Raw genomic sequence first — 18,364 nt, forward strand, 5'->3', positions numbered from 1 at the left:
CAGCTTCCCCGGCCTGGACCGGATGGACAACCTATTGAGAGCTCACATCTAGAGCCGCTCAATGCCGGTCACCCGCCGCTCGCGGTCCAGCGACACCACCACATCGGCCACGACCCAGCCGTCGATCATGGACCGGGTGATCCGCTCGAAATAGCCGATGAAGCCGGCCAGCCGGGCGCGCTCGGTCGCCGGCAGGTCGGCCGGCGCCAGCCCCATCAGCCCGGCCTCCTGTTCGCAGCGCCAGTCCAGCACCCCGTCAAAGGTCGGGGCCCGCAGGAACAGCAGGGCGTCGAACCGGGCGAACAGGTGACGACAGGGTCCGGCCAGTTCGTCATTGACAGCCCGTCGCCAGCGACCATCCGGGTCCTGTTGGCGCTCGAGATCGTTGACCGGCGCGATCAGGGCCGCCGCCTCATGCGGCATCGCCCCCAGACACCAGCCGTCCAGCAGGATCGCCGCCGGTCGGCCCGTGAACACCGGCCAGTCTTCCGGGGCCAGACGATCATCGGCCCGCTTGTCGAAGACCGGCAGGGGTGTCCGGGCGTCGGAACCCGCACGCGACAGGGCGTCGATCACCCGGTGCAGCAGGCCCAGATCATGGGTCCCCGGTGGGCCCCGGGTGGCAAACAGGGGATGGACGGTGCGAGCCAGCGCATCGCGCTCGGCCCGGGTCAGATAGACGTCGTCCAGTGACAGATGCGCGGCCCCGGTGCGCGCGGCAGCGGCGCGGGCCAGCGTCGTCTTGCCCGACCCCTGGGCCCCCGAAATCGCGATCAACGGCACAGAACCGGAGCGACTGTGTGCCGCGATCAGCGTCTCCACGGCCTCGATGAGCCGTGGATCGATCATCTCAGTGCTGGTTCTCGGGCAGGCGCACGATCAGGCCGTCCAGCGCGTCCGACACCCGGATCTGGCACGACAGGCGCGAGTTGGGCTCGACCTCCTCGGCGAAGTCGAGCATCGACTCCTCCATGGCGCTGGGCTTGCCCGTCGCCTCGCGCCAGGCCTCGTCGACATAGACATGGCAGGTGGCGCAGGCGCAGGCCCCGCCACAGTCCGCGTCAATGCCGGGGACATTGTTGCGGATTGCCCCCTCCATCACGGTCAGACCGGTCTTGACCTCGACCGCATGCTCGCGGCCGCCGTTTTCGATATAGGTGATCTTCGCCATGGCACGCTCTTGGCAAAGCCGGGCGGGGGAGGCAAGACCATAGATTGATGCCATATAAATACTATGGTATCTTGATGCGCATGAATGACGCCCGGAAAATCACAGCGGTCCTGCCCGCCCGGCTGCTGGCGACAGCCCAGATCAACAGCGGTGCCAGTCTGACGCAGACGCTGAAAACCGCTCTCGAGCAGTACAATCACTCGGAATGGTGTCGGAAACTGCTGGCCGCCCAGGGGCAGTTCAAGCTCGATATCGATCTGGATGACCTGCGTCAGGATCGGGAATTCGATGCCCACGGCAACGTACTTTGATCGCCGCGGACTCAAGCTCCCTGATCGCCTTCTTCGCCGGTGACAAGGCCGCAGACACCGCCGCGATCGCTTCCGCCGCGATTGAGGAACAGCTGAGCCTGCCGCCCATCGTCCAGTTCGAGATTTTCTCCGGAGCGGTCCCCGCCACCCACCGGGACCTGATCGCAAATGCGACGCTGCTGGAGTTGCAGCCCGGCTACTGGCAGCGCGCGGGGCTCATGCGGCTGGCGCTGCAAAAGCGGGGGCTGAAGGCCCGGGCGGCGGACTGTCTGATCGCCCAGTGCTGCATCGATGCGGATGTGTCCCTGATCACCCGCGACCGGGACTTCCGCCATTTCGCCACCCACTGCGGGCTGAAGCTGGCGGTCTGACGGCTAGTGGTCGCCGGCCTGCTGACGCGCCTGACCGCTGATCTTCGCCGTCACGCCGTCGCCTTCTTCCGGTCCGGGGCCACCATCAGCTTCTTGGTCTCGGCGATGGCCTTGGCCGGATTCAGCCCCTTGGGACAGACCTGGGCGCAGTTCATGATCGTGTGGCAGCGATACAGTTTGAACGGATCCTCGAGGTCGTCGAGGCGGCTCTGGGTCGCGTCGTCACGACTGTCGGCGATCCAGCGATAGGACTGCAGCAGGGCCGCCGGGCCGAGGTATTCGGTCTGGTTCCACCAGTAGCTGGGGCAGGAGGTCGAGCAGCAGGCGCACAGGATGCACTCGTACAGGCCGTCCAGCTTCTCGCGCTCGGCCGGGGTCTGCAGCCGCTCGGTCGTCGGGTCCGGTTCGTCCGACTGCAGCCAGGGCTGGATCGAGTCGTACTGGGCGTAGAACAGGGTCAGGTCCGTCACCAGATCCTTGACCACCGGCTGGTGCGGCAGGGGCGAGATGGCGATGGTGTCGCCCGAGCATTCGTCCCAGCCCCTGGTGCAGGCCAGGGTGTTGCGCCCGTCGATATTCATCGAGCACGACCCGCAGATGCCCTCGCGGCACGAGCGCCGGAACGACAGGGTCGGGTCGATCTCGTTCTTGATGTGGATCAGGGCGTCCAGCAGCATCGGGCCGTGGTCGGCCGTCGGCACCTCATAGACGTCCCAGCGCGGGTCGGCGTCGACCTCGGGGTCGTAGCGATAGACCTTGTAGGTCTTGACGTTCTTCGAACCGGGCGCGGCCTTGTGGACCTTGCCGGTGGTGGGCTTGGAGCCGCGGGGGAGGGTAAGCTGGACCATCTTCAGTACACCCGTGCCTTGGGCTCGATGTAATCGATGTCCCTGGACATCGTGTATTTGTGGACCGGGCGGTAGTCGATCTTCACGCCCTCGTCCGGCGTCTTCCAGGCCAAGGTGTGTTTCATCCACTCGGCGTCATTGCGGTCGGGGAAGTCCTCGCGGGCATGGGCCCCGCGGCTCTCGGTGCGATTCAGCGCCCCCTCGATCGTCACCAGCGCCTGATCGACCAGATTGTCGTATTCCAGCGTCTCGACCAGATCCGTGTTCCAGATCAGGCCGCGGTCGGTGGTCTTGATGTCCGCGCCGCGGGCATGGATGGCGCGCAGCTTGGCGACGCCTTCCTCCAGCGTCTTGCCGGTGCGGAACACGGCCGCGTCCGACTGCATGGCCCGCTGCATCTCGATGCGCAGCTTGGCCGTCGGGGTCGACCCCGAGGCGTTGCGGAAGCGGTCCAGCCGGGCCAGGTGGGCGTCGGTGGTCGCGGCCGGGGCGTCCGGCACCTTCGAAGCCTTGTCGACCACCTCACCGGCGCGCAGGCCGGCGGCACGGCCGAACACCACCAGGTCTGTCAGGCTGTTGGAGCCGAGCCGGTTGGCCCCGTGCACCGAGACGCAGGCCGCCTCGCCCACGGCCATCAGCCCGGGCACCACGGTATCGGCATTGTCGCCGACCTTGGTCAGGACCTCGCCGTGATAGTTGGTCGGGATGCCGCCCATATTGTAGTGGACCGTCGGCAGGACCGGGATCGGCTCCTTGGTCACATCGACACCGGCGAAGATCTTGGCACTCTCGGAAATGCCCGGCAGGCGCTGGTGCAGGATCTTCGGATCGAGGTGATCGAGGTGCAGGTGGATGTGGTCCTTGTTCGGACCGACGCCGCGACCTTCACGAATCTCGATGGTCATCGAGCGGCTGACCATGTCGCGCGGGGCCAGGTCCTTCACCGACGGGGCATAGCGCTCCATGAAGCGCTCGCCCTCGGAATTGGTCAGATAGCCGCCCTCGCCACGCGCACCCTCGGTGATCAGACAGCCGGCCCCGTAGATGCCGGTCGGGTGGAACTGGACGAACTCCATATCCTGCAGCGGCAGGCCGGCGCGCAGCACCATGGCATTGCCGTCGCCGGTGCAGGTGTGGGCGCTGGTGGCGCTGAAATAGGCGCGGCCGTAACCGCCGGTGGCCAGGATCACCAGCTTGGCCCGGAAGCGGTGCATGGTGCCGTCGTCCAGCTTCCACGCCGTGACCCCGGTGCAGGCTCCGTCCTGCATGATCAGGTCGAGGCCGAAATATTCGACGAAGAACTCGACCTCGCGGCGCACCGACTGGCCGTACAATGTGTGCAGGATGGCGTGGCCGGTGCGGTCGGCGGCGGCGCAGGTGCGCTGCACCGGCCCGTCACCGAAATTGCGCGTCATGCCGCCGAAGGCGCGCTGATAGATCTTGCCCTCTTCGGTGCGGCTGAACGGCACGCCCCAGTGTTCCAGCTCATAGACCGCCTTGGGGGCCTCGCGGACCAGATATTCAATGGCGTCCTGGTCACCCAGCCAGTCCGACCCCTTGACGGTGTCGTACATATGCCAGCGCCAGTCATCCTCACCCATATTGCCGAGCGAGGCCGAGATGCCGCCCTGGGCCGCGACCGTGTGCGACCGGGTCGGGAAGACCTTGGTGACGCAGGCGACCTTCAGTCCCTGCTGGGCCGCCCCGAGCGCGGCGCGCAGGCCCGAGCCGCCTGCGCCGACGACGACGACATCGTATTCATGATCGACGAATTCATAGGTCGCCATACGCGATCAGGCTCCGAAACCGGCCGGCAGCGGCGCTGAACCCAGCGCCAGCCGCATGATAAGAAAGACACTGGCCGCGGCCAGCACGAGACAGACAACGGCGATCAGCGCCAGCAGCACGCCGCGCGACGTCGGGCGATGGATATAGTCGTCGACGATGACCTTGAGGCCCAGATTCATGTGCCACAGGCTGACCAGCAGGGTCAGGGCCAGCAGACCGGCGTTCACGGGACTTTCGAACCACGCCATGGCCCCGGCATAGCCGCTCCCGGCCAGCTGCATGGCGCTCCACAGGCCCCACAGCGTCAGTGGCACCAGAATCAGCGAGGACAGGCGCTCGGCCATCCATTCGCCGGCCCCGTGGTGCTCGGACACCTTGACACCCTTGACGAAGCTCTTGGTCTGACCGCTCACAGCGCGACACTCCCGGAAATGAACAGGCCGGCCCAGAAGGCGAGGGCCAGGACCAGTCCGGCGGCGATCGACAGGCCGCTCAGCAGGCTGGCCGTCTTCGGTTCCAGACCCGCGCCGGAGTCCCAGACCAGGTGCCGGATGCCCGAGGCCAGATGATAGGTCAGGGCCAGGGTCAGGCCGAACCAGACCAGCAGGCCCAACGGCGAGGCCGACAGGCCGGTGAAGGCGGCGTAGGCTTCCGGTCCGAACGCCAGGGCCAGCAGCCATATCCCGACCAGGACCGCGCCGGCCGACAGGGCGCTGCCGCTGACCCGATGCAGGATCGACGCCAGCATGGTCACATGCCAACGCCACACCTGCAGGTGCGGCGACAGGGGCGGGGTACGACCGTTGGGCTGGCGGACAGCAGGGCCGTTCTGGCCGGTGCCCGAAGTCTTCGAGGCGTCGCCCGAGACCGGAAGGGGACTCGTCATGCGAATGGTTCTCAAAACCGAGGAAAATCAAACGCCCGAAGGCGCACACAGGCTTTAGTGACCCGCGCGGCGGGGTGTCAACGAAACGGGGCCTCATGGGTTCTCCGAAACGGCGAATTCACGCGATCGACGACACCGGGTGGCGTTCGCGCAGCGACTGCGGCAGTCTGGCTCCATGTCGGCCACACTTCTCGTCCTCCTGTCCGTTCTTGCGACCCAGGATCCATCGCCCCGCCCCTATTCCTCGAGCCAGGACCTCACCCAGCGCCCGTACGAGCCGCCGACCATCCGGCCGTTCGAGACTGCGCCCGGGCCCGAGGTCCGCGATCCCATGGCCTTCTTCGATCAGGGTGTCAGCGCCGCCGAACGGGCCGCCGATGCCCGGGCCGGACCCCTGGACGGCCGCTGGTGGGTGGTCGATGCCGACGGGCAGGCCGTCGGCAGCCTGGTCCTCAATGATCCGGGCGACGGACTGGTCGACGGGGCCTGGCGGCGCGGCCACATCGGTCAGGCCGTGCCGCTGGCGACGGCTTCGAGCGATGGTGCCAGCCTCGCCCTGGCGCTGGACGGCGGTGATTCCCTGCGCCTGCAGCGATCCGGCGGCGGCTGGCGCGGCAGTCTGGTTCACGACGGCCGGGCCCGGCCCGTGACCCTGCGCCGCCCCTAGGGTCCTTCACGCCGAACGCCTGCGTTCAGGTTCCGGATTGAGCGCGAAGCAAGGCCAGAATCCCGGCAAGCTGGTCCGCCGGCCAGAGCCGTGCCGTCCCCCGGCCCCAGACCGGATCGGGCCACAGGCCATCATCGCGCCGTCGCCCGACCATATGGACATGCAGCTGGGCCGTAACATTGCCGAGGGCAGCGACATTCAGCTTGTCGACCGGCCGCCCTGTCGCTTCGCCCACGGCCCGCACCAGATCCCCGGCCCGGACGATCTCCTCCATCAGCCGCGCCCGGTCAGTCCCGGACAGGTCATCCAGCTCAACCGCCCCGGCGACGCGCGGGATCAGGATCAGCCACGGAAACCGCGCGTCGTCCTGCAGCCGCAGCTGGCACAGCGGCCAGTCGGCGACGAAGACGGAGCCGCCCTCGAAGGCGGGATCGGCGGCAAAACCGGCCATCGCCTCAGTTCAGGCTATAGACGACACAGGCACTATCGGTCAGCACGCGCAACGGTGGCTGCAGCGCCAGACGCGCGGCCTCGATCGCGTCCTCGGACGGGCTCATCAGAGGCTCAGCAGCCCCAACCGGCCGAGACCGCGTGATACGCGAGCCCGTGACGACCACATCATCGACCGTGGTCTGCGGCTGGGCGGCCACCTGGTAGGACGGCCAGCCGGCCAGCACGTCGGTCTGGCAGGCCCGGCCGGTCGGATCGATGACCCGCACCGGACCCAGCGTCGCCCCGGCGTCCCGGGCGGCGGCCACGGCCCGGGTCCGCGCATCCTTGACCGCCTCGGCCGCCAGATTGGTCACCCACGCATTCTCGGGCTCGAGGTTGAAATTGACCCGATCGATCGACGTCGGCTGCGACGCCACCACCGTGGCATAGACCCGCTCCAGCACCGCCATGTCGCGCAGGGTCAGGCTGACACGGGCTTCGGTCTCATAACGCTGGATCTTGTCGGCCCGTTCATTGTCGACCAGATCGCCATCGGCGTCGCGATACTGTTCGTACAGCGGCCGGGTGGTCAGGGTAGTCTCGACCCGCACGGCATCGACCCCATAGGCGGCCAGGGCCCGGCTCAGCGCCCGCACCTGATCGGCGGCCTTGCGCGCGGAATCGGCGGCGCTGCGGTCGACCGCCTGGAAACTGGCGCTGAACGACGCCCGGTTGGCCGCGATCTCGACGCGGACCCGGCCGGTCGAGGCAATCACCGGATCGCGCATCCACCACGGGGCCGGGATATAGCGGTCGCCGATGGTGGCCGGCGGTGTCTGGGCCAGGGCGGGGGCCGCCGTCACGGCCAGCAAGGCCGCCAGTCCGATCCGTCTCATCATGGTCGCTCTCCGGTTGTGCAGCGACCTTGCCCGTCGGGCGGGGACCGGTAAAGGCCCCCGCCTGTCGTCAGGCCGCCGCGCCCGTTTCCATCAGGAAGGCATTCAGCTTGTTGCCGTCCAGATCGCGGAAATAGGCCGCGTAGAAAGGTCCACCGCGCGGTCCGGGCGGGCCCTCACAGGTGCCGCCGTTGGCCAGGGCGATATCGTACAGGCGCTGGACCTGTTCGCGCGACGACGCCTCCAGCGCCACCATCACCCCGTTGCCGACCGTGGCAGGCTTGCCATCGTGCGGTTGGGTCAGGCCGATGCCGGCCCCGCCGCCCGGTGTGCCCCAGGCGATGAAGGTCGATTCCTCCATCATCCGCGACGTGCCCAGTTCGGCGGCGAGGGCGTCATAGAATTTCGCCCCCCGTTCGAGGTCATTGGTGCCCAGTGTGACATAGCCGATCATGGTGTGATCCTCCCTGTCATCGACCTTGCACGAACAAAGCGGGAACGCAAGGTTCCGGGCGACATCCGGCCACCTTGCGAACCCCGGTCCAGCGGTCTAGACCGCCGCCTCGTTTCCCACACTGACCCGGCCTCAAACAGCGCGTAAGCGCGACGGGCCCCAACAACCGGCCTCAAGCAGCGCGTGAGCGCGATAGGCCAATGGAGATGCATATGGCTCGCGCGAAAATCGCCCTCATCGGCGCCGGCATGATCGGTGGCACCCTGGCCCATGTGGCCGCGCGCGAAGCGCTGGGCGACGTGATCCTGTTCGACATCGCCGAGGGCACCCCCCAGGGCAAGGCGCTCGACCTCGCCGAGGCCACCGCCGTGATCGGCACCGACGTCGCCCTCAAGGGGGCCACTGACTATGCCGACATCGCCGGGGCCGACGTCTGCATCGTCACCGCCGGCGTGCCGCGCAAGCCGGGCATGAGCCGCGACGACCTGATCGGCATCAACCTCAAGGTCATGAAGGCCGTCGGTGAGGGCATCAAGGCCCACGCCCCCAACGCCTTCGTCGTCTGCATCACCAACCCGCTCGACGCCATGGTCTGGGCCCTGCAGCAGTTCTCGGGCCTTCCCAAGAACAAGGTCGTCGGCATGGCCGGCGTGCTCGACTCGGCCCGCTTCGCCTATTTCCTGTCCGAAAAGACCGGCGTCTCGGTCCAGGACATCAACGCCTGGACCCTGGGCGGTCACGGTGACGACATGGTGCCGATGGTGCGCCACTCGACTGTCGGCGGCCTGCCCCTGCCCGACGCGGTCAAGGCCGGCTTCATGACCCAGGCCGAGCTGGACGCCATCGTCGAGCGCACCCGCAAAGGCGGCGGTGAGATCGTGGCCCTGCTCAAGACCGGTTCGGCCTTCTACGCCCCGGCCGAGAGCGCCATCGCCATGGCCCGATCCTACCTGCTGGACCAGAAGCGCGTCCTGCCCTGCGCCGTCTGGCTGTCGGGTGAATACGGCCTCAAGGACCTCTATGTCGGCGTGCCCGCCCTGATCGGTGCCGGCGGCGTCGAGAAGGTCATCGAATTCACGACCAATGCCGAGGAAAAGGCCATGTTCGAGAAGTCGGTCGCCTCGGTCCAGGGCCTGCTCCAGGCCTGCAAGGACATTGATTCCTCGCTGGCCTAGCGGCCAGAGAAGGGCGCTACGCTCATGACGCGGTCATTCGCTGCTTGAGCGCATTCTGTGGGCGCTAGCGTTCGCGACGTGGTCGCTCACTGCTTGAGCGCGCGGCGAAGCCGCCAGGCCGCGTCGGGTCGACAGGGCGGAGCCTTGTGACCGCGGCCCAACAAAAAGAGGGCCGCGGATCGCTCCGCGGCCCTTTTTCGTGGGTTCGATGACCGGCCTACTGGGCCGCAGCCTCGCCCGGAACGAAGAAGCCGACATGGGTGGCGAAGACCGGCAGAACCTCGACCCAGACCGAGGTCGGATCCATCAGCTGCTGAATGCCGGCCCCGTTCACCAGCAGGACGTCATACTGGACGATGGCCGTGCCGGCCGCCGTACCGGGCGTATAATAGGCCTTCAGGAAACGGTGCTCGAGGTTCCACTGATTGACCAGGTCCGGGGTGATCGTCGCATTGCTGAACGCCGCCATATACTGGATGTCGCCGCAGACGTCAGCCTGGCAGCTGTTGAAAAAGACCAGCCAGGTCATCGGCCCGTCGGTCACCGTCACCGAGGTCCGGCCGTCCGCGCGCGTCACCTCGCTGACCGTGGCTCCGACGCTCACCAGCCAGTTGCGCACATCGGTGATCGACAGTCCGCCCTGGGCCGGAGCCGCGGGCGCGGCCTGATAGGCGGTCTGGGCTACAGCCCCCGCCGTGGCGGCGAGGGCGGCCCCGGGGAGCACCAGTGCGGCGGCGGTGGCGAGGGCGGCGAGACGACGATGGATCATACGGGCAACTCCGGTTTGCCCCATCCTAACCCTCAGTCGCGGGTCTGCGCCAGCCAGTCGGCGCTGGTCATCTCATGCAGGCGCGAGGCCGTGCGCTCGAATTCGAAGGCCCCGTCGCCGGCTGGATACAGGGCGTCGGGTTGGGCATCGGCCAGCACCACCAGCCGCACCCGCGCCTCGTACAGGGCGTCGATCAGGGTGACGAACCGCTTGGCCTCATTGCGGCGCGCCGGATCCAGCACCGGCACGGCATCGAGGAACAGGGTGTGGAAATGCCCGGCCAGGGCCAGATAATCCTGCGGTCCCAGCGCCCGGCCACACAGGTCGGCGAAGGTGGCGCGCGCCAGTCCCCCGGCCGTGCGATCAACCACCACCTCGCGGCCCAGCACCACCAGATGGGCCGGCTCTTCGGGCTCATCCCCCTTCAGGTCGGTCCAGAGCGTCTCGAACCCGGCGCTGCGCCCGGCCTCGATCGGGTGGAACCACAGCTGCCCCGCCGCCATCCGGTCCAGTCGCCAGTCGCGCGCACCGGCCACCTCGACCACCTGACAGCGCGCCTTCAGCGTGTCGATGAAGGGCACGAAGAGCTGACGATTGAGGCCATTCAGATACAGCTGGTCCGGGGCCCGGTTCGAGGTCACCGCCAGCACCACCTTGCGCTCGAACAGGGCCTCGAACAGCCGGCCCAGGATCATGGCGTCGGCGATGTCGGTGACCTGCAGCTCGTCGAAACACAACAGCCGCGCCTCGGCGGCGATCAGGGCGGCGACCGGGCCGATCGGATCGTCGCCCTTCGACCGGCCGAACACCCGCCTGCGCGTCTTCGCGTCCCCCTCGCGCCACTGACGGATCAGATCGTGCACCCGGGCCATAAAGGCGTGAAAATGGGCCCGGGTCTTGCGCGGCTCGGGGGCCTCGGCGAAGAACAGGTCCATCAGCATGGACTTGCCGCGCCCGGGCGGTCCCCACAGATAGACCCCCCGCGCCGGCTTCAGGCCGCCCAGCACGCCGCGTCGGGCCAGGCTGTGCTCCAGCCGTGACAGGGCCGCCAACGCCGTGGCCTGGGACAGGTCGGCGGTCAGCCGCCCGTCTGCGAGGCGGGCATCATAGGCGCGGCGGGTCAGGGAAGGCATCAGGCCAGATAGCGTCCCCGACCGGCGGCTGGAAGCGCCTTCCGCAAAAACCCGGCGCAAATCCCCCCGTCCCGTGGACGGCTGCGGACGTCATCTCACGGGAAAGCCGTTGCTTCGCGCTCGCGAAAGGCCATATGCGAAACCACAACCCCCCTCCCCCAAGGAATTCCACTATGGGCTATCGCGTCGCCATCGTTGGTGCCACCGGCAACGTCGGCCGGGAAATGCTGAACCTGCTCGAGGAACTGGTCTTCCCCGTCGACAAGATGCACGCTCTCGCCTCGCGCAAATCCCGCGGCATCGAGGTCGCCTGGGGCGACCGCACGATCAAATGCGAGGACATCGACAGCTTCGATTTCAAGAGCGTCGACCTGGTGCTGATGAGCGCCGGCAGCGACGTCTCGCGCACATGGTCGGAAAAGATCGGCAAACTGGGTCCGATGGTGATCGACAACTCCTCGGCCTTCCGCAAGGACCCCGACGTGCCGCTGATCGTGCCCGAGGTGAACCCCGACGCCATCAAGCTGGCGACGAAGAAGAACATCATCGCCAACCCCAATTGCTCGACGGCCCAGCTGGTCGTGGCGCTCAAGCCCCTGCACGATGTGGCGAAGATCACTCGCGCCGTGGTCTCGACCTATCAGTCGGTGTCGGGCGCGGGGAAGGAGGGCATGGACGAGCTGTGGAACCAGACCAAGGCCATCTACGGCCTCGGTGACGCCACACCGAAACTGTTCCCCAAACAGATCGCCTTCAACGTCATCCCCTATATCGGCAGCTTCCGCGACGACGGCTACACCGACGAGGAAGCCAAGATGTGGGACGAGACCCACAAGATGCTCGACCCCGACATCAAGCTGACCGTCACCTGCGTGCGGGTGCCGGTCTTCGTCGGCCATTCCGAGTCCGTGACGCTGGAATTCGATCGCCCGATCAGCCCCGAGGAGGCCCGCGCCATCCTGCGCGAGGCCCCGGGCATCCAGGTTATCGATAAGCAGGAGCACGACGGCTACATCACCCCGGTCGACGCCGCCGGTGAACACGCCGTCTATGTCTCGCGCATCCGCAAGGATCATACGGTCGAGAACGGGCTGAACCTGTGGGTCGTGTCCGACAACCTGCGCAAGGGGGCCGCGCTCAACGCCATCCAGATCGCCCAGCTGCTGGACGAGACCGGCATGATCAAGTCCGCCTCCGGCTTCCGCACCCTCACGGTCTAGAGACCGTCTCCACGATGATCCCGTCATCCCCGGCTCGCGTCGGGGGTGACCGAGCCTGAAAGCCGCCGCGCGTGACCCAGTCCACCCCCGACAGCGCCCGCGCCGCCCTGATCGCCGGGGTCGGCTGCTATGTGCTGTGGGGCCTGTCGCCGCTGATCTATCAGCCGATGGGCGCGGCCGGGGCCGATGCCTGGGAGATCATGGCCCATCGCGCCGTCTGGGGTGTGATCTGGGCCGCCGGTCTGGTCCTGCTGGCCGGTCAGTCGGCCCAGGTGCGACGGGTTCTGGCCGACTGGAAGACCCTGCGCTGGCTGATCGCCTCGACCTTTCTGATCGCGCTGAACTGGCTGCTGTTCGTCTGGTCGGTGAACCATGGCCACACCCTCGAGACCAGTCTCGGCTACTACCTCAATCCCCTGCTCAACATGGCGCTGGGGGCCTGGCTGTTCCGCGAACGCATCAGCCGCGCCGGGCTGATCGCCATCGCCCTGGCCGCCGTCGGGGTGATCCTGCAGGGCGTGGCGCTCGGGCGGCTGCCGGTCATCTCCCTGACCCTGGCCGTGTCCTTCGCCGCCTATGGCGTGATCCGCAAACAGGTGAAGGCCGAGGCCCAGACCGGCCTGCTGGTCGAATGTCTGCTGATGGCCCCGCTGGGTCTGGCCTGGCTGGTGTGGCTGAGCCTGCACGGCACCGGCCATTTCGGGGCGACCCCCGCGGCGACCTTCTGGCTGGCCATGGCCGGGCCGATCACGGTCGGACCACTGGTGCTGTTCGCCTGGGCCGCGCGACGCCTGCCGCTGTCGACGATCGGCTTCCTGCAATTCATCGCCCCGACGCTGAGCTTCTTCATCGGCGTGGCCCAGGGCGAGCATTTCACCTGGCTGCGCGGCGTCTCGTTCGGCTTTATCTGGATCGGGGCCGCCGTCTTCCTCTGGGCCGCGTGGAGTCGCGCCCAGGCCGCCCGTTCGGCCCTCAAATCCCAGGCCGAGCCGGTCTAGAGGCCCGCGTACAACGCCTTGATCAGCCGCAGCGCCCGCGGGTCGCCCAGCAGGTGCGGCGACTGGCGCGTCATCACATAGGCGGCCGAAATCCCCGTCACCGGGTCGGCGAAGGCGCAGCTGCCGCCCCAGCCGCTGTGGCCGACCGTCTCCGGATTGGGCCCGAACTTCCGCAGCTCACCATTGCGCATCAGGCCCGCCGCCCAGCTCATCTCGAACGGCACCACCTTGTCGGGGCCGTGGATCCGTTCGCGCGTCGCCTGGTCCAGCACCGCCGCCGACAGCACCTTTCGCCCGTCCAGCCGCCCGCCGTTGGCCAGCGGTGTCAGCATCCGCGCCAGACCCGCCGCCGTGCCGTGCAGATTGGCCGACGGAATCTCCATCTGCCGCCATTCGCTGGACCCGCGCCCGCCGGGGGCCGAGCCGCGGTCCAGAAACGCCGCCGTCTTGATCGCATCGATCGGGCCCAGATCGGGCGCGGCGGTCGGCTTGCGCATCTGCGCCACCCGGTCGTGCTCGCTTTCGGGCAGGCCGATCCACAGATCGAGGTCGAACGGACCGGCAAAATCCTCGCGCAGGGCCGTGCCCATGCTGCGCCCGTCGACGATCCGGAACAGCTCGCCCGCCAGATAGCCGATGGTGATCGGGTGATAACCCGAGGCCGTGCCCGGGGCCCACATCGGCGGCTGGGCACACAGCCGGTCCAGCACCGCCTGACGGTCGAACCAGATCGTCGGCTCGGCCGGTGCCGAAAACCCCGACAATCCGGCCTGATGACTCATCAGCTGGCCGACGGTGATCCCGGCCTTGCCCGCCTGACCGAAGGTCGGCCAATAGCTGGCCACGGTCGCCTCATAGTCCAGCAGGCCACGCTCGACACAGGTCGCGATCATCAGCGCCATCACCGCCTTGCCGGTCGAGAACACCGGGGCCAGGGTCGCGTCGGTGAACGGCTGCGTCCGCGCCGTATCGGCATGCCCGCCCCACAGATCGATGACCGGCGCGCCGCCGATACAGACACTGAACCGCGCCCCCAGCTCATCCAGCCCTTCGGGGGCGTTCGTGAAGTTCGCGGCAAAGGCGTCGCGCACGGCGGCAAAGCGCGGGGGGGAGGCACCGTGAATGTCGGGAAGGTCGGTCATGGGGCTGTCGTACCGACACCAGGCCGGTCCGTCACCTTCTGCGAGCGGAAAGATTTGACCTTGGGTTGCTTTTTTGTTCTCATTCGGCATGACCGATGTCGAGACTTCGGATTCCGGTCGACAGACCTTTGAGTCCATTCGCCACGAGGGTGAGGGGGCCGAATTCTGGCTTGCCCGTCAACTCGCGCCGCTGCTGGACTACCAGAACTATCGAAACTTTCTGGCGGTGGTTGAGAAGGCCAGGGTCGCCTGTGCCAGCGCCGGCCTCACACCGGCCGACCATTTCGTCGACATCAACACAATGGTCGACATCGGGTCCGGTGCCCGTCGCGAGATCACCGACATCCGGCTGTCCCGCTACGCCTGCTACCTGATTGTCCAGAACGGCGATCCGGCCAAGCCGGTGATCGCCCAGGGCCAGACCTATTTCGCGGTTCAGACCCGACGCCAGGAAATCCAGAACGACCCCGCGTTCGGTGCCCTCTCCGAGGACGAACGGCGACTGATGCTCCGGCGCGAGATGGCGCACCACAATACGGCCCTCGCCTCGGCCGCCGGCCAGGCGGGCGTGACGAGCGGGCTCGACTATGCGGTGTTCCAGGATCACGGCTATCGCGGCCTGTACGGCGGTCGGACGATGCGGGATATCCACGCCCGCAAGGGGTTGAAGAAGAGCCAGAAGATCCTCGACCACATGGGCAGCACCGAACTGGCAGCCAACCTGTTCCGCGCCACCCAGACCGAAGACAAGCTGAAGCGCGACGGTGCCCGCACCCGGGCCCAGGCCAATGACATCCACCTGGCCGTGGGCAGAAAGGTCCGGGCCACCATCGGCGAACTGGGCGGGATCATGCCCGAACAGTTGCCGACCCCGGACACCAGCATCCAGCAACTGGAGCGCCGTCAGGCCAGGGCGATCAAGAGCGATGACAAAAAGGGGTGAAGGGGGCCGAAACCCCCTACTCCCCCCGCCGCCCCGCCGACACGGCCCGCGCCGCCTCGAACTCGGCCCCCGGCGTCCACTCCGGCCAGGCGCGGCTGTCGGCCAGGTCGCGGCCGACCGCATACAGCAGGTCGATGTCCACGGCCGCCGCGTCCATCACCCAGTCGGGCGACCAGTCGTCCGAAGGCTGGTGATAGCGGTGGGCGACATAGTCGCGGCTGGCGGCATTGTGGCCGGTAAAGCCCGCCGCCCCGAACAGGGCCGGGACGCCCTTCTTGGCCAGCGGGAAATGGTCCGAGCGATAGAAGCCCCCGGCCTGGGGCGCCGGATCGGGGATCAGGGTGCGCCCCTGTTCGCTGGCGCGGCGTTCCAGCCAGCCGTCGGTATCGCTCTTGCCCGCGCCGATCACGACGATGGTCGGCGAGATGTCGGTCCCCGGCAGGAAGCTGTCCATGTTGATGTTGACCACCGTCGTCTCCAGCGGCCAGACCGGATGGGCGGCATAGTATTCCGACCCCAGCAGCCCGGCCTCCTCGGCGGTCCAGCTGGCGAACACCACCGACCGGTCCGGCGGCGAGCCCGCCTTGAACAGCCGCGCCAGCTCCAGCAGACCGGCCACCCCGGTCGCATTGTCGACCGCGCCGTTATAGATGGCGTCACCGTCCTTGGGCGTGGCGATGCCGAAGGCGTCCCAGTGGGCCCCGTACATCACCGTCTCGTCCGGATGCCCTGCCCCGGGAATCCGGGCCAGCACATTGCGGCTCTCGATGCGGTCGGCGATCTGGCCGAAATCGATCGACATCGTCACCCCGTCCAGGGTCACCGGCCGGAATTCGGGCGTGCGCGCCCGCGCCTTCAGAGCCGCGAAATCCAGCCCCGCCGCCGCGAACAGGTCCGCGGCGGCATCGCCCTGGATCCAGCCCTGGGCCGCGACCCGTTCGGCCTCGGGATCGTCGCGCACGATGTCGAACTTGGGCGCGGTCGAGGAATTCTCCAGCACGCTCCAGCCGTAACCGGCCCCGGCGGTGTCATGGATCACCAGCACCGCCGCCGCCCCCTGCCGCGCCGCCTCCTGGAATTTATAGGTCCAGCGCCCGTAGAAGGTCATGGCGTTGTCGTCGAACCGGCCCGCGACCGGATGGCCCTCGGGCGCGCCGAAGTCCGGGTCATTGACCAGCACCAGCAGGATCTTGCCCCTCAGGTCGACGCCCTTGAAATCGTCCCAGCCGCGCTCGGGCGCGTCGATGCCGTAACCGGCGAACACGATCGGGGCGTCGCTCAGGGTGATGTGGCTGACCGGCCGGTCGCTGGACACCAGCACCTGCGGCCCGCGTTCCAGCGCCCGCGTCGCGCCGCCGCTGCTGACGGTGATCGTCGCCGGGCCGTCGGGCCGGGTCCGGCCCAGTTGCGCCACCTGCACCCATTGACCGTCCGGACCGCCCGGCTCCAGTCCCAGCGCCTGGAACTGCGCCACCAGATAGTCGACCGTCTTCTGCTCGCCCGGCGTCGCCACCCCGCGCCCCTCGAATTCATCCGAGGCCAGCACCCGCACATATTCATTCAGCCGCGCGCCGTCGGCTGATTGCGCCATAACCGGCCCCGCCGTCATCAGGGCCAGGGCGGCGGTCGACAGCCACAGTCGGGTCAGGCGGGAACGGCGCATGGTCACATCCGGGTCGGTTCAGGGAAGGGGCCCACCCTGACCCTCCGCCTCCGCCCCGTCCAGCGCCACCGTGTCGCAAGGGGGTCGCTGCAATCTTCCCCCTCCCGGGGGAGAGGGTGGCCGCGCACGACGGCGCAAGCCGTCGTTCTGGCGCGGGCGGGTGAGGGACAGCCGGCAAGAGGGAGCCCATCACCCCTTCGCCAGCCACGCCTCCACACCCCTGGCCGCCACCACGCCCGACGCCATGGACGCCTGCAGCAGATAGCCGCCGGTCGGGGCTTCCCAGTCCAGCATCTCGCCGGCCACGAACACGCCCGGCCGGGCGGTCAGCATCAGGCCCGCATCGACCGCGTCCAGGGCCACGCCGCCGGCGGTCGAGATGGCGCGGTCCAGTCCCTGCACCCCGGTCAGTTTCAGCCGCAGCGCCTTGATGCGCCGCGCCAGTTTGTCGGCCCCCTGCGGCAGGTCGCCCGGCACCTCGCGCAGCAGGGCCGCGGCCACAGGCGACAGCCCCCCGGCCTTGCGCAGCCAGTTGGCCGTGCTGTCCTTGCCGCGCCCGGCCTCCAGCCGCGCCGCCAGCGCCTCGATCGACAGATCGGGCCGCAGGTCGACGGTCAGGATCACCGCCCCGTCCACGGCAATGGCCTCGCGCAGGACGGCCGACAGGGCATAGACGGCCCCGCCCTCCAGTCCGTAGCCGGCGACCATGGCCTCACCACGCACACTGCGCCCACCGAACGTCAGCACCACCCCCTTCAGCGGCTGGCCGGTGAAACGGCTGCGCACCACCTCGGACCAGTCGACATTGACCCCCATGTTCGACGGCCGCAGCGGCACCACCGCCACGCCGGTCGCCGCCAGCGGGCCGACCCAGCCGCCGTCCGAGCCCAGTTTCGGCCAGCTGGCCCCGCCCAGCGCCAGCACCACCGCATCCGGCCGTTCCAGCCGCTCGCCGTCCGGGGTGTCGAAGCGCAGGGCCCCGTCGTCGCTCCAGCCGGTCCAGCGTGAACGGGTGCGCAGCTCGACCCCCAGACCGTTCAGCCGCGCCAGCCAGGCCCGCAGCAGGGGCGAGGCCTTCATCGCCCGCGGAAACACCCGGCCGCTGGAGCCGGTGAAGGTGGCCTGACCCAGCCCCTCGGCCCAGGCGGTCAGCTCGCCCGGCGGGAAGGCGTCCAGCCACGGCGATACCGCCGCGGCAGCGGTGCCATAGCGGCCCTCGAACGCCGCCTGGTCTTCCGAATGGGTCAGGTTCAGCCCGCCGCGCCCGGCCATCAGCAGCTTGCGCCCCGGCGACGGCATCCGCTCATGCACGGTCACACTTGCCCCCATCTGGGCCAGCCGTTCGGCCGCCATCAGCCCGGCCGGCCCGGCCCCGACGACGTGGATGGTGCGTGTTTGGATGCTCATGCTGCGGGTCCTAGCGTGTTCCGCGCACCTCGGCGACAGCGACAGCAGGAAGAGGTCGCGGAACCGGCGCGCACCCGATACGCTCCCGCC

Annotated in this window: 21 protein-coding genes; 7 read left to right on the plus strand and 14 right to left on the minus strand. The window is 68.4% G+C overall.

The window, feature by feature from the left end; genetic code table 11:
- Nucleotides 1-48: 48 nt before the first annotated feature.
- Together AAC050_RS08120 and AAC050_RS08125 are read right to left on the minus strand one after the other, a co-directional pair.
- The gene (locus tag AAC050_RS08120; protein WP_339914573.1) at nucleotides 49-849 is read right to left on the minus strand and encodes a kinase; all 801 of its coding nucleotides are present in this window, start codon (nucleotides 847-849) and stop codon (nucleotides 49-51) included.
- Between the two features lies 1 nt (nucleotide 850).
- A complete protein-coding gene (locus AAC050_RS08125; RefSeq protein ID WP_339914574.1) occupies nucleotides 851-1,171 on the minus strand; it encodes a 2Fe-2S iron-sulfur cluster-binding protein in 321 nt (106 codons plus the stop codon).
- A gap of 74 nt (nucleotides 1,172-1,245) precedes the next feature.
- Here AAC050_RS08125 and AAC050_RS08130 point away from each other — a divergent pair, with 74 nt between their 5' ends.
- Together AAC050_RS08130 and AAC050_RS08135 are read left to right on the plus strand one after the other, a co-directional pair.
- Nucleotides 1,246-1,482 carry a hypothetical protein gene (locus AAC050_RS08130; RefSeq protein WP_339914575.1) on the plus strand — a complete coding sequence of 79 codons (237 nt, stop codon included), beginning with the start codon at nucleotides 1,246-1,248 and terminating at the stop codon, nucleotides 1,480-1,482.
- Nucleotides 1,479-1,853: a PIN domain-containing protein gene (locus tag AAC050_RS08135; protein ID WP_339914576.1), complete on the plus strand. Its 375-nt coding sequence runs from the start codon at nucleotides 1,479-1,481 to the stop codon at nucleotides 1,851-1,853. Before AAC050_RS08130 ends, AAC050_RS08135 begins: the two co-directional genes overlap by 4 nt.
- Nucleotides 1,854-1,903: 50 nt before the next feature.
- On the opposite strand, the gene AAC050_RS08140 is transcribed toward AAC050_RS08135, so the two are convergent.
- The 4 genes from AAC050_RS08140 to sdhC are packed head-to-tail and all read right to left on the minus strand — an operon-like array spanning nucleotide 1,904 to nucleotide 5,375.
- Complete coding sequence (locus AAC050_RS08140; protein ID WP_339914577.1) at nucleotides 1,904-2,701, minus strand: succinate dehydrogenase iron-sulfur subunit; 798 nt, start codon at nucleotides 2,699-2,701, stop codon at nucleotides 1,904-1,906.
- A gap of 2 nt (nucleotides 2,702-2,703) precedes the next feature.
- On the minus strand, nucleotides 2,704-4,488 hold the full coding sequence (sdhA, locus tag AAC050_RS08145) for a succinate dehydrogenase flavoprotein subunit (RefSeq protein ID WP_339914578.1): 1,785 nt from the start codon (nucleotides 4,486-4,488) through the stop codon (nucleotides 2,704-2,706).
- 6 nt (nucleotides 4,489-4,494) lie between these two features.
- Entirely contained in the window at nucleotides 4,495-4,902 is a 408-nt protein-coding gene (gene sdhD / locus AAC050_RS08150; protein WP_339914579.1) for a succinate dehydrogenase, hydrophobic membrane anchor protein, read from the minus strand.
- A complete protein-coding gene (gene sdhC / locus AAC050_RS08155; protein WP_339914580.1) occupies nucleotides 4,899-5,375 on the minus strand; it encodes a succinate dehydrogenase, cytochrome b556 subunit in 477 nt (158 codons plus the stop codon). The genes sdhD and sdhC overlap by 4 nt, the downstream gene beginning before the upstream one ends.
- A gap of 175 nt (nucleotides 5,376-5,550) precedes the next feature.
- Here sdhC and AAC050_RS08160 point away from each other — a divergent pair, with 175 nt between their 5' ends.
- Nucleotides 5,551-6,042 (plus strand): hypothetical protein, encoded by a 492-nt coding sequence (locus AAC050_RS08160; RefSeq protein WP_339914581.1) that lies wholly within the window; start codon nucleotides 5,551-5,553, stop codon nucleotides 6,040-6,042.
- 25 nt (nucleotides 6,043-6,067) lie between these two features.
- Here AAC050_RS08160 and AAC050_RS08165 read toward each other — a convergent pair whose 3' ends face one another.
- From AAC050_RS08165 to AAC050_RS08175, 3 genes are all read right to left on the minus strand, one after another.
- Nucleotides 6,068-6,493: an HIT domain-containing protein gene (locus AAC050_RS08165; RefSeq protein WP_339914582.1), complete on the minus strand. Its 426-nt coding sequence runs from the start codon at nucleotides 6,491-6,493 to the stop codon at nucleotides 6,068-6,070.
- Nucleotides 6,494-6,497: 4 nt separating this feature from the next.
- Nucleotides 6,498-7,373, minus strand: a complete 876-nt coding sequence (locus tag AAC050_RS08170; RefSeq protein WP_339914583.1) for an SIMPL domain-containing protein — start codon at nucleotides 7,371-7,373, stop codon at nucleotides 6,498-6,500.
- A 67-nt stretch (nucleotides 7,374-7,440) separates the two neighbouring features.
- The gene (locus AAC050_RS08175; protein WP_339914584.1) at nucleotides 7,441-7,824 is read right to left on the minus strand and encodes a VOC family protein; all 384 of its coding nucleotides are present in this window, start codon (nucleotides 7,822-7,824) and stop codon (nucleotides 7,441-7,443) included.
- A gap of 212 nt (nucleotides 7,825-8,036) precedes the next feature.
- Here AAC050_RS08175 and mdh point away from each other — a divergent pair, with 212 nt between their 5' ends.
- On the plus strand, nucleotides 8,037-8,999 hold the full coding sequence (gene mdh, locus AAC050_RS08180; protein ID WP_339914585.1) for a malate dehydrogenase: 963 nt from the start codon (nucleotides 8,037-8,039) through the stop codon (nucleotides 8,997-8,999).
- A gap of 217 nt (nucleotides 9,000-9,216) precedes the next feature.
- Here mdh and AAC050_RS08185 read toward each other — a convergent pair whose 3' ends face one another.
- Entirely contained in the window at nucleotides 9,217-9,768 is a 552-nt protein-coding gene (locus tag AAC050_RS08185; RefSeq protein ID WP_339914586.1) for a YbjN domain-containing protein, read from the minus strand.
- Nucleotides 9,769-9,800: 32 nt separating this feature from the next.
- Nucleotides 9,801-10,901 carry a cell division protein ZapE gene (zapE, locus tag AAC050_RS08190; RefSeq protein WP_339914587.1) on the minus strand — a complete coding sequence of 367 codons (1,101 nt, stop codon included), beginning with the start codon at nucleotides 10,899-10,901 and terminating at the stop codon, nucleotides 9,801-9,803.
- A gap of 173 nt (nucleotides 10,902-11,074) precedes the next feature.
- On the opposite strand from zapE, the gene AAC050_RS08195 reads away from it, so the two are divergent.
- Both AAC050_RS08195 and rarD read left to right on the plus strand, forming a co-directional pair.
- Nucleotides 11,075-12,121 carry an aspartate-semialdehyde dehydrogenase gene (locus AAC050_RS08195; RefSeq protein ID WP_339914588.1) on the plus strand — a complete coding sequence of 349 codons (1,047 nt, stop codon included), beginning with the start codon at nucleotides 11,075-11,077 and terminating at the stop codon, nucleotides 12,119-12,121.
- A gap of 71 nt (nucleotides 12,122-12,192) precedes the next feature.
- Complete coding sequence (gene rarD / locus AAC050_RS08200; RefSeq protein ID WP_339914589.1) at nucleotides 12,193-13,119, plus strand: EamA family transporter RarD; 927 nt, start codon at nucleotides 12,193-12,195, stop codon at nucleotides 13,117-13,119.
- On the opposite strand, the gene AAC050_RS08205 is transcribed toward rarD, so the two are convergent.
- Entirely contained in the window at nucleotides 13,116-14,261 is a 1,146-nt protein-coding gene (locus AAC050_RS08205) for a serine hydrolase domain-containing protein (RefSeq protein WP_339914590.1), read from the minus strand. The genes rarD and AAC050_RS08205 overlap by 4 nt on opposite strands.
- An 88-nt stretch (nucleotides 14,262-14,349) precedes the next feature.
- On the opposite strand from AAC050_RS08205, the gene dinD reads away from it, so the two are divergent.
- On the plus strand, nucleotides 14,350-15,204 hold the full coding sequence (dinD, locus tag AAC050_RS08210; protein ID WP_339914591.1) for a DNA damage-inducible protein D: 855 nt from the start codon (nucleotides 14,350-14,352) through the stop codon (nucleotides 15,202-15,204).
- A 16-nt stretch (nucleotides 15,205-15,220) separates the two neighbouring features.
- Here the strand turns inward: dinD and AAC050_RS08215 are convergent, their stop codons facing one another.
- The gene (locus AAC050_RS08215) at nucleotides 15,221-16,867 is read right to left on the minus strand and encodes a M28 family peptidase (RefSeq protein ID WP_339914592.1); all 1,647 of its coding nucleotides are present in this window, start codon (nucleotides 16,865-16,867) and stop codon (nucleotides 15,221-15,223) included.
- A 189-nt stretch (nucleotides 16,868-17,056) separates the two neighbouring features.
- Complete coding sequence (locus tag AAC050_RS08220; RefSeq protein ID WP_339914593.1) at nucleotides 17,057-18,274, minus strand: TIGR03862 family flavoprotein; 1,218 nt, start codon at nucleotides 18,272-18,274, stop codon at nucleotides 17,057-17,059.
- Nucleotides 18,275-18,364: the final 90 nt, after the last annotated feature.

Origin of the sequence: uncultured Brevundimonas sp., assembly GCF_963974615.1 — a bacterium.
Taxonomy (GTDB): Bacteria; Pseudomonadota; Alphaproteobacteria; order Caulobacterales; family Caulobacteraceae; genus Brevundimonas.

Coding starts and splice junctions, on each gene's coding strand:
- AAC050_RS08120 (WP_339914573.1), bottom strand. CDS start 849: ATGATCGATCCACGGCTCATCGAGGCCGTGGAGACGCTGATCGCGGCA.
- AAC050_RS08125 (WP_339914574.1), bottom strand. CDS start 1,171: ATGGCGAAGATCACCTATATCGAAAACGGCGGCCGCGAGCATGCGGTC.
- AAC050_RS08130 (WP_339914575.1), top strand. CDS start 1,246: ATGCGCATGAATGACGCCCGGAAAATCACAGCGGTCCTGCCCGCCCGG.
- AAC050_RS08140 (WP_339914577.1), bottom strand. CDS start 2,701: ATGGTCCAGCTTACCCTCCCCCGCGGCTCCAAGCCCACCACCGGCAAG.
- sdhA (WP_339914578.1), bottom strand. CDS start 4,488: ATGGCGACCTATGAATTCGTCGATCATGAATACGATGTCGTCGTCGTC.
- sdhC (WP_339914580.1), bottom strand. CDS start 5,375: ATGACGAGTCCCCTTCCGGTCTCGGGCGACGCCTCGAAGACTTCGGGC.
- AAC050_RS08160 (WP_339914581.1), top strand. CDS start 5,551: ATGTCGGCCACACTTCTCGTCCTCCTGTCCGTTCTTGCGACCCAGGAT.
- AAC050_RS08165 (WP_339914582.1), bottom strand. CDS start 6,493: ATGGCCGGTTTTGCCGCCGATCCCGCCTTCGAGGGCGGCTCCGTCTTC.
- AAC050_RS08170 (WP_339914583.1), bottom strand. CDS start 7,373: ATGATGAGACGGATCGGACTGGCGGCCTTGCTGGCCGTGACGGCGGCC.
- AAC050_RS08175 (WP_339914584.1), bottom strand. CDS start 7,824: ATGATCGGCTATGTCACACTGGGCACCAATGACCTCGAACGGGGGGCG.
- mdh (WP_339914585.1), top strand. CDS start 8,037: ATGGCTCGCGCGAAAATCGCCCTCATCGGCGCCGGCATGATCGGTGGC.
- AAC050_RS08185 (WP_339914586.1), bottom strand. CDS start 9,768: ATGATCCATCGTCGTCTCGCCGCCCTCGCCACCGCCGCCGCACTGGTG.
- zapE (WP_339914587.1), bottom strand. CDS start 10,901: ATGCCTTCCCTGACCCGCCGCGCCTATGATGCCCGCCTCGCAGACGGG.
- AAC050_RS08195 (WP_339914588.1), top strand. CDS start 11,075: ATGGGCTATCGCGTCGCCATCGTTGGTGCCACCGGCAACGTCGGCCGG.
- AAC050_RS08205 (WP_339914590.1), bottom strand. CDS start 14,261: ATGACCGACCTTCCCGACATTCACGGTGCCTCCCCCCCGCGCTTTGCC.
- dinD (WP_339914591.1), top strand. CDS start 14,350: ATGACCGATGTCGAGACTTCGGATTCCGGTCGACAGACCTTTGAGTCC.
- AAC050_RS08215 (WP_339914592.1), bottom strand. CDS start 16,867: ATGCGCCGTTCCCGCCTGACCCGACTGTGGCTGTCGACCGCCGCCCTG.
- AAC050_RS08220 (WP_339914593.1), bottom strand. CDS start 18,274: ATGAGCATCCAAACACGCACCATCCACGTCGTCGGGGCCGGGCCGGCC.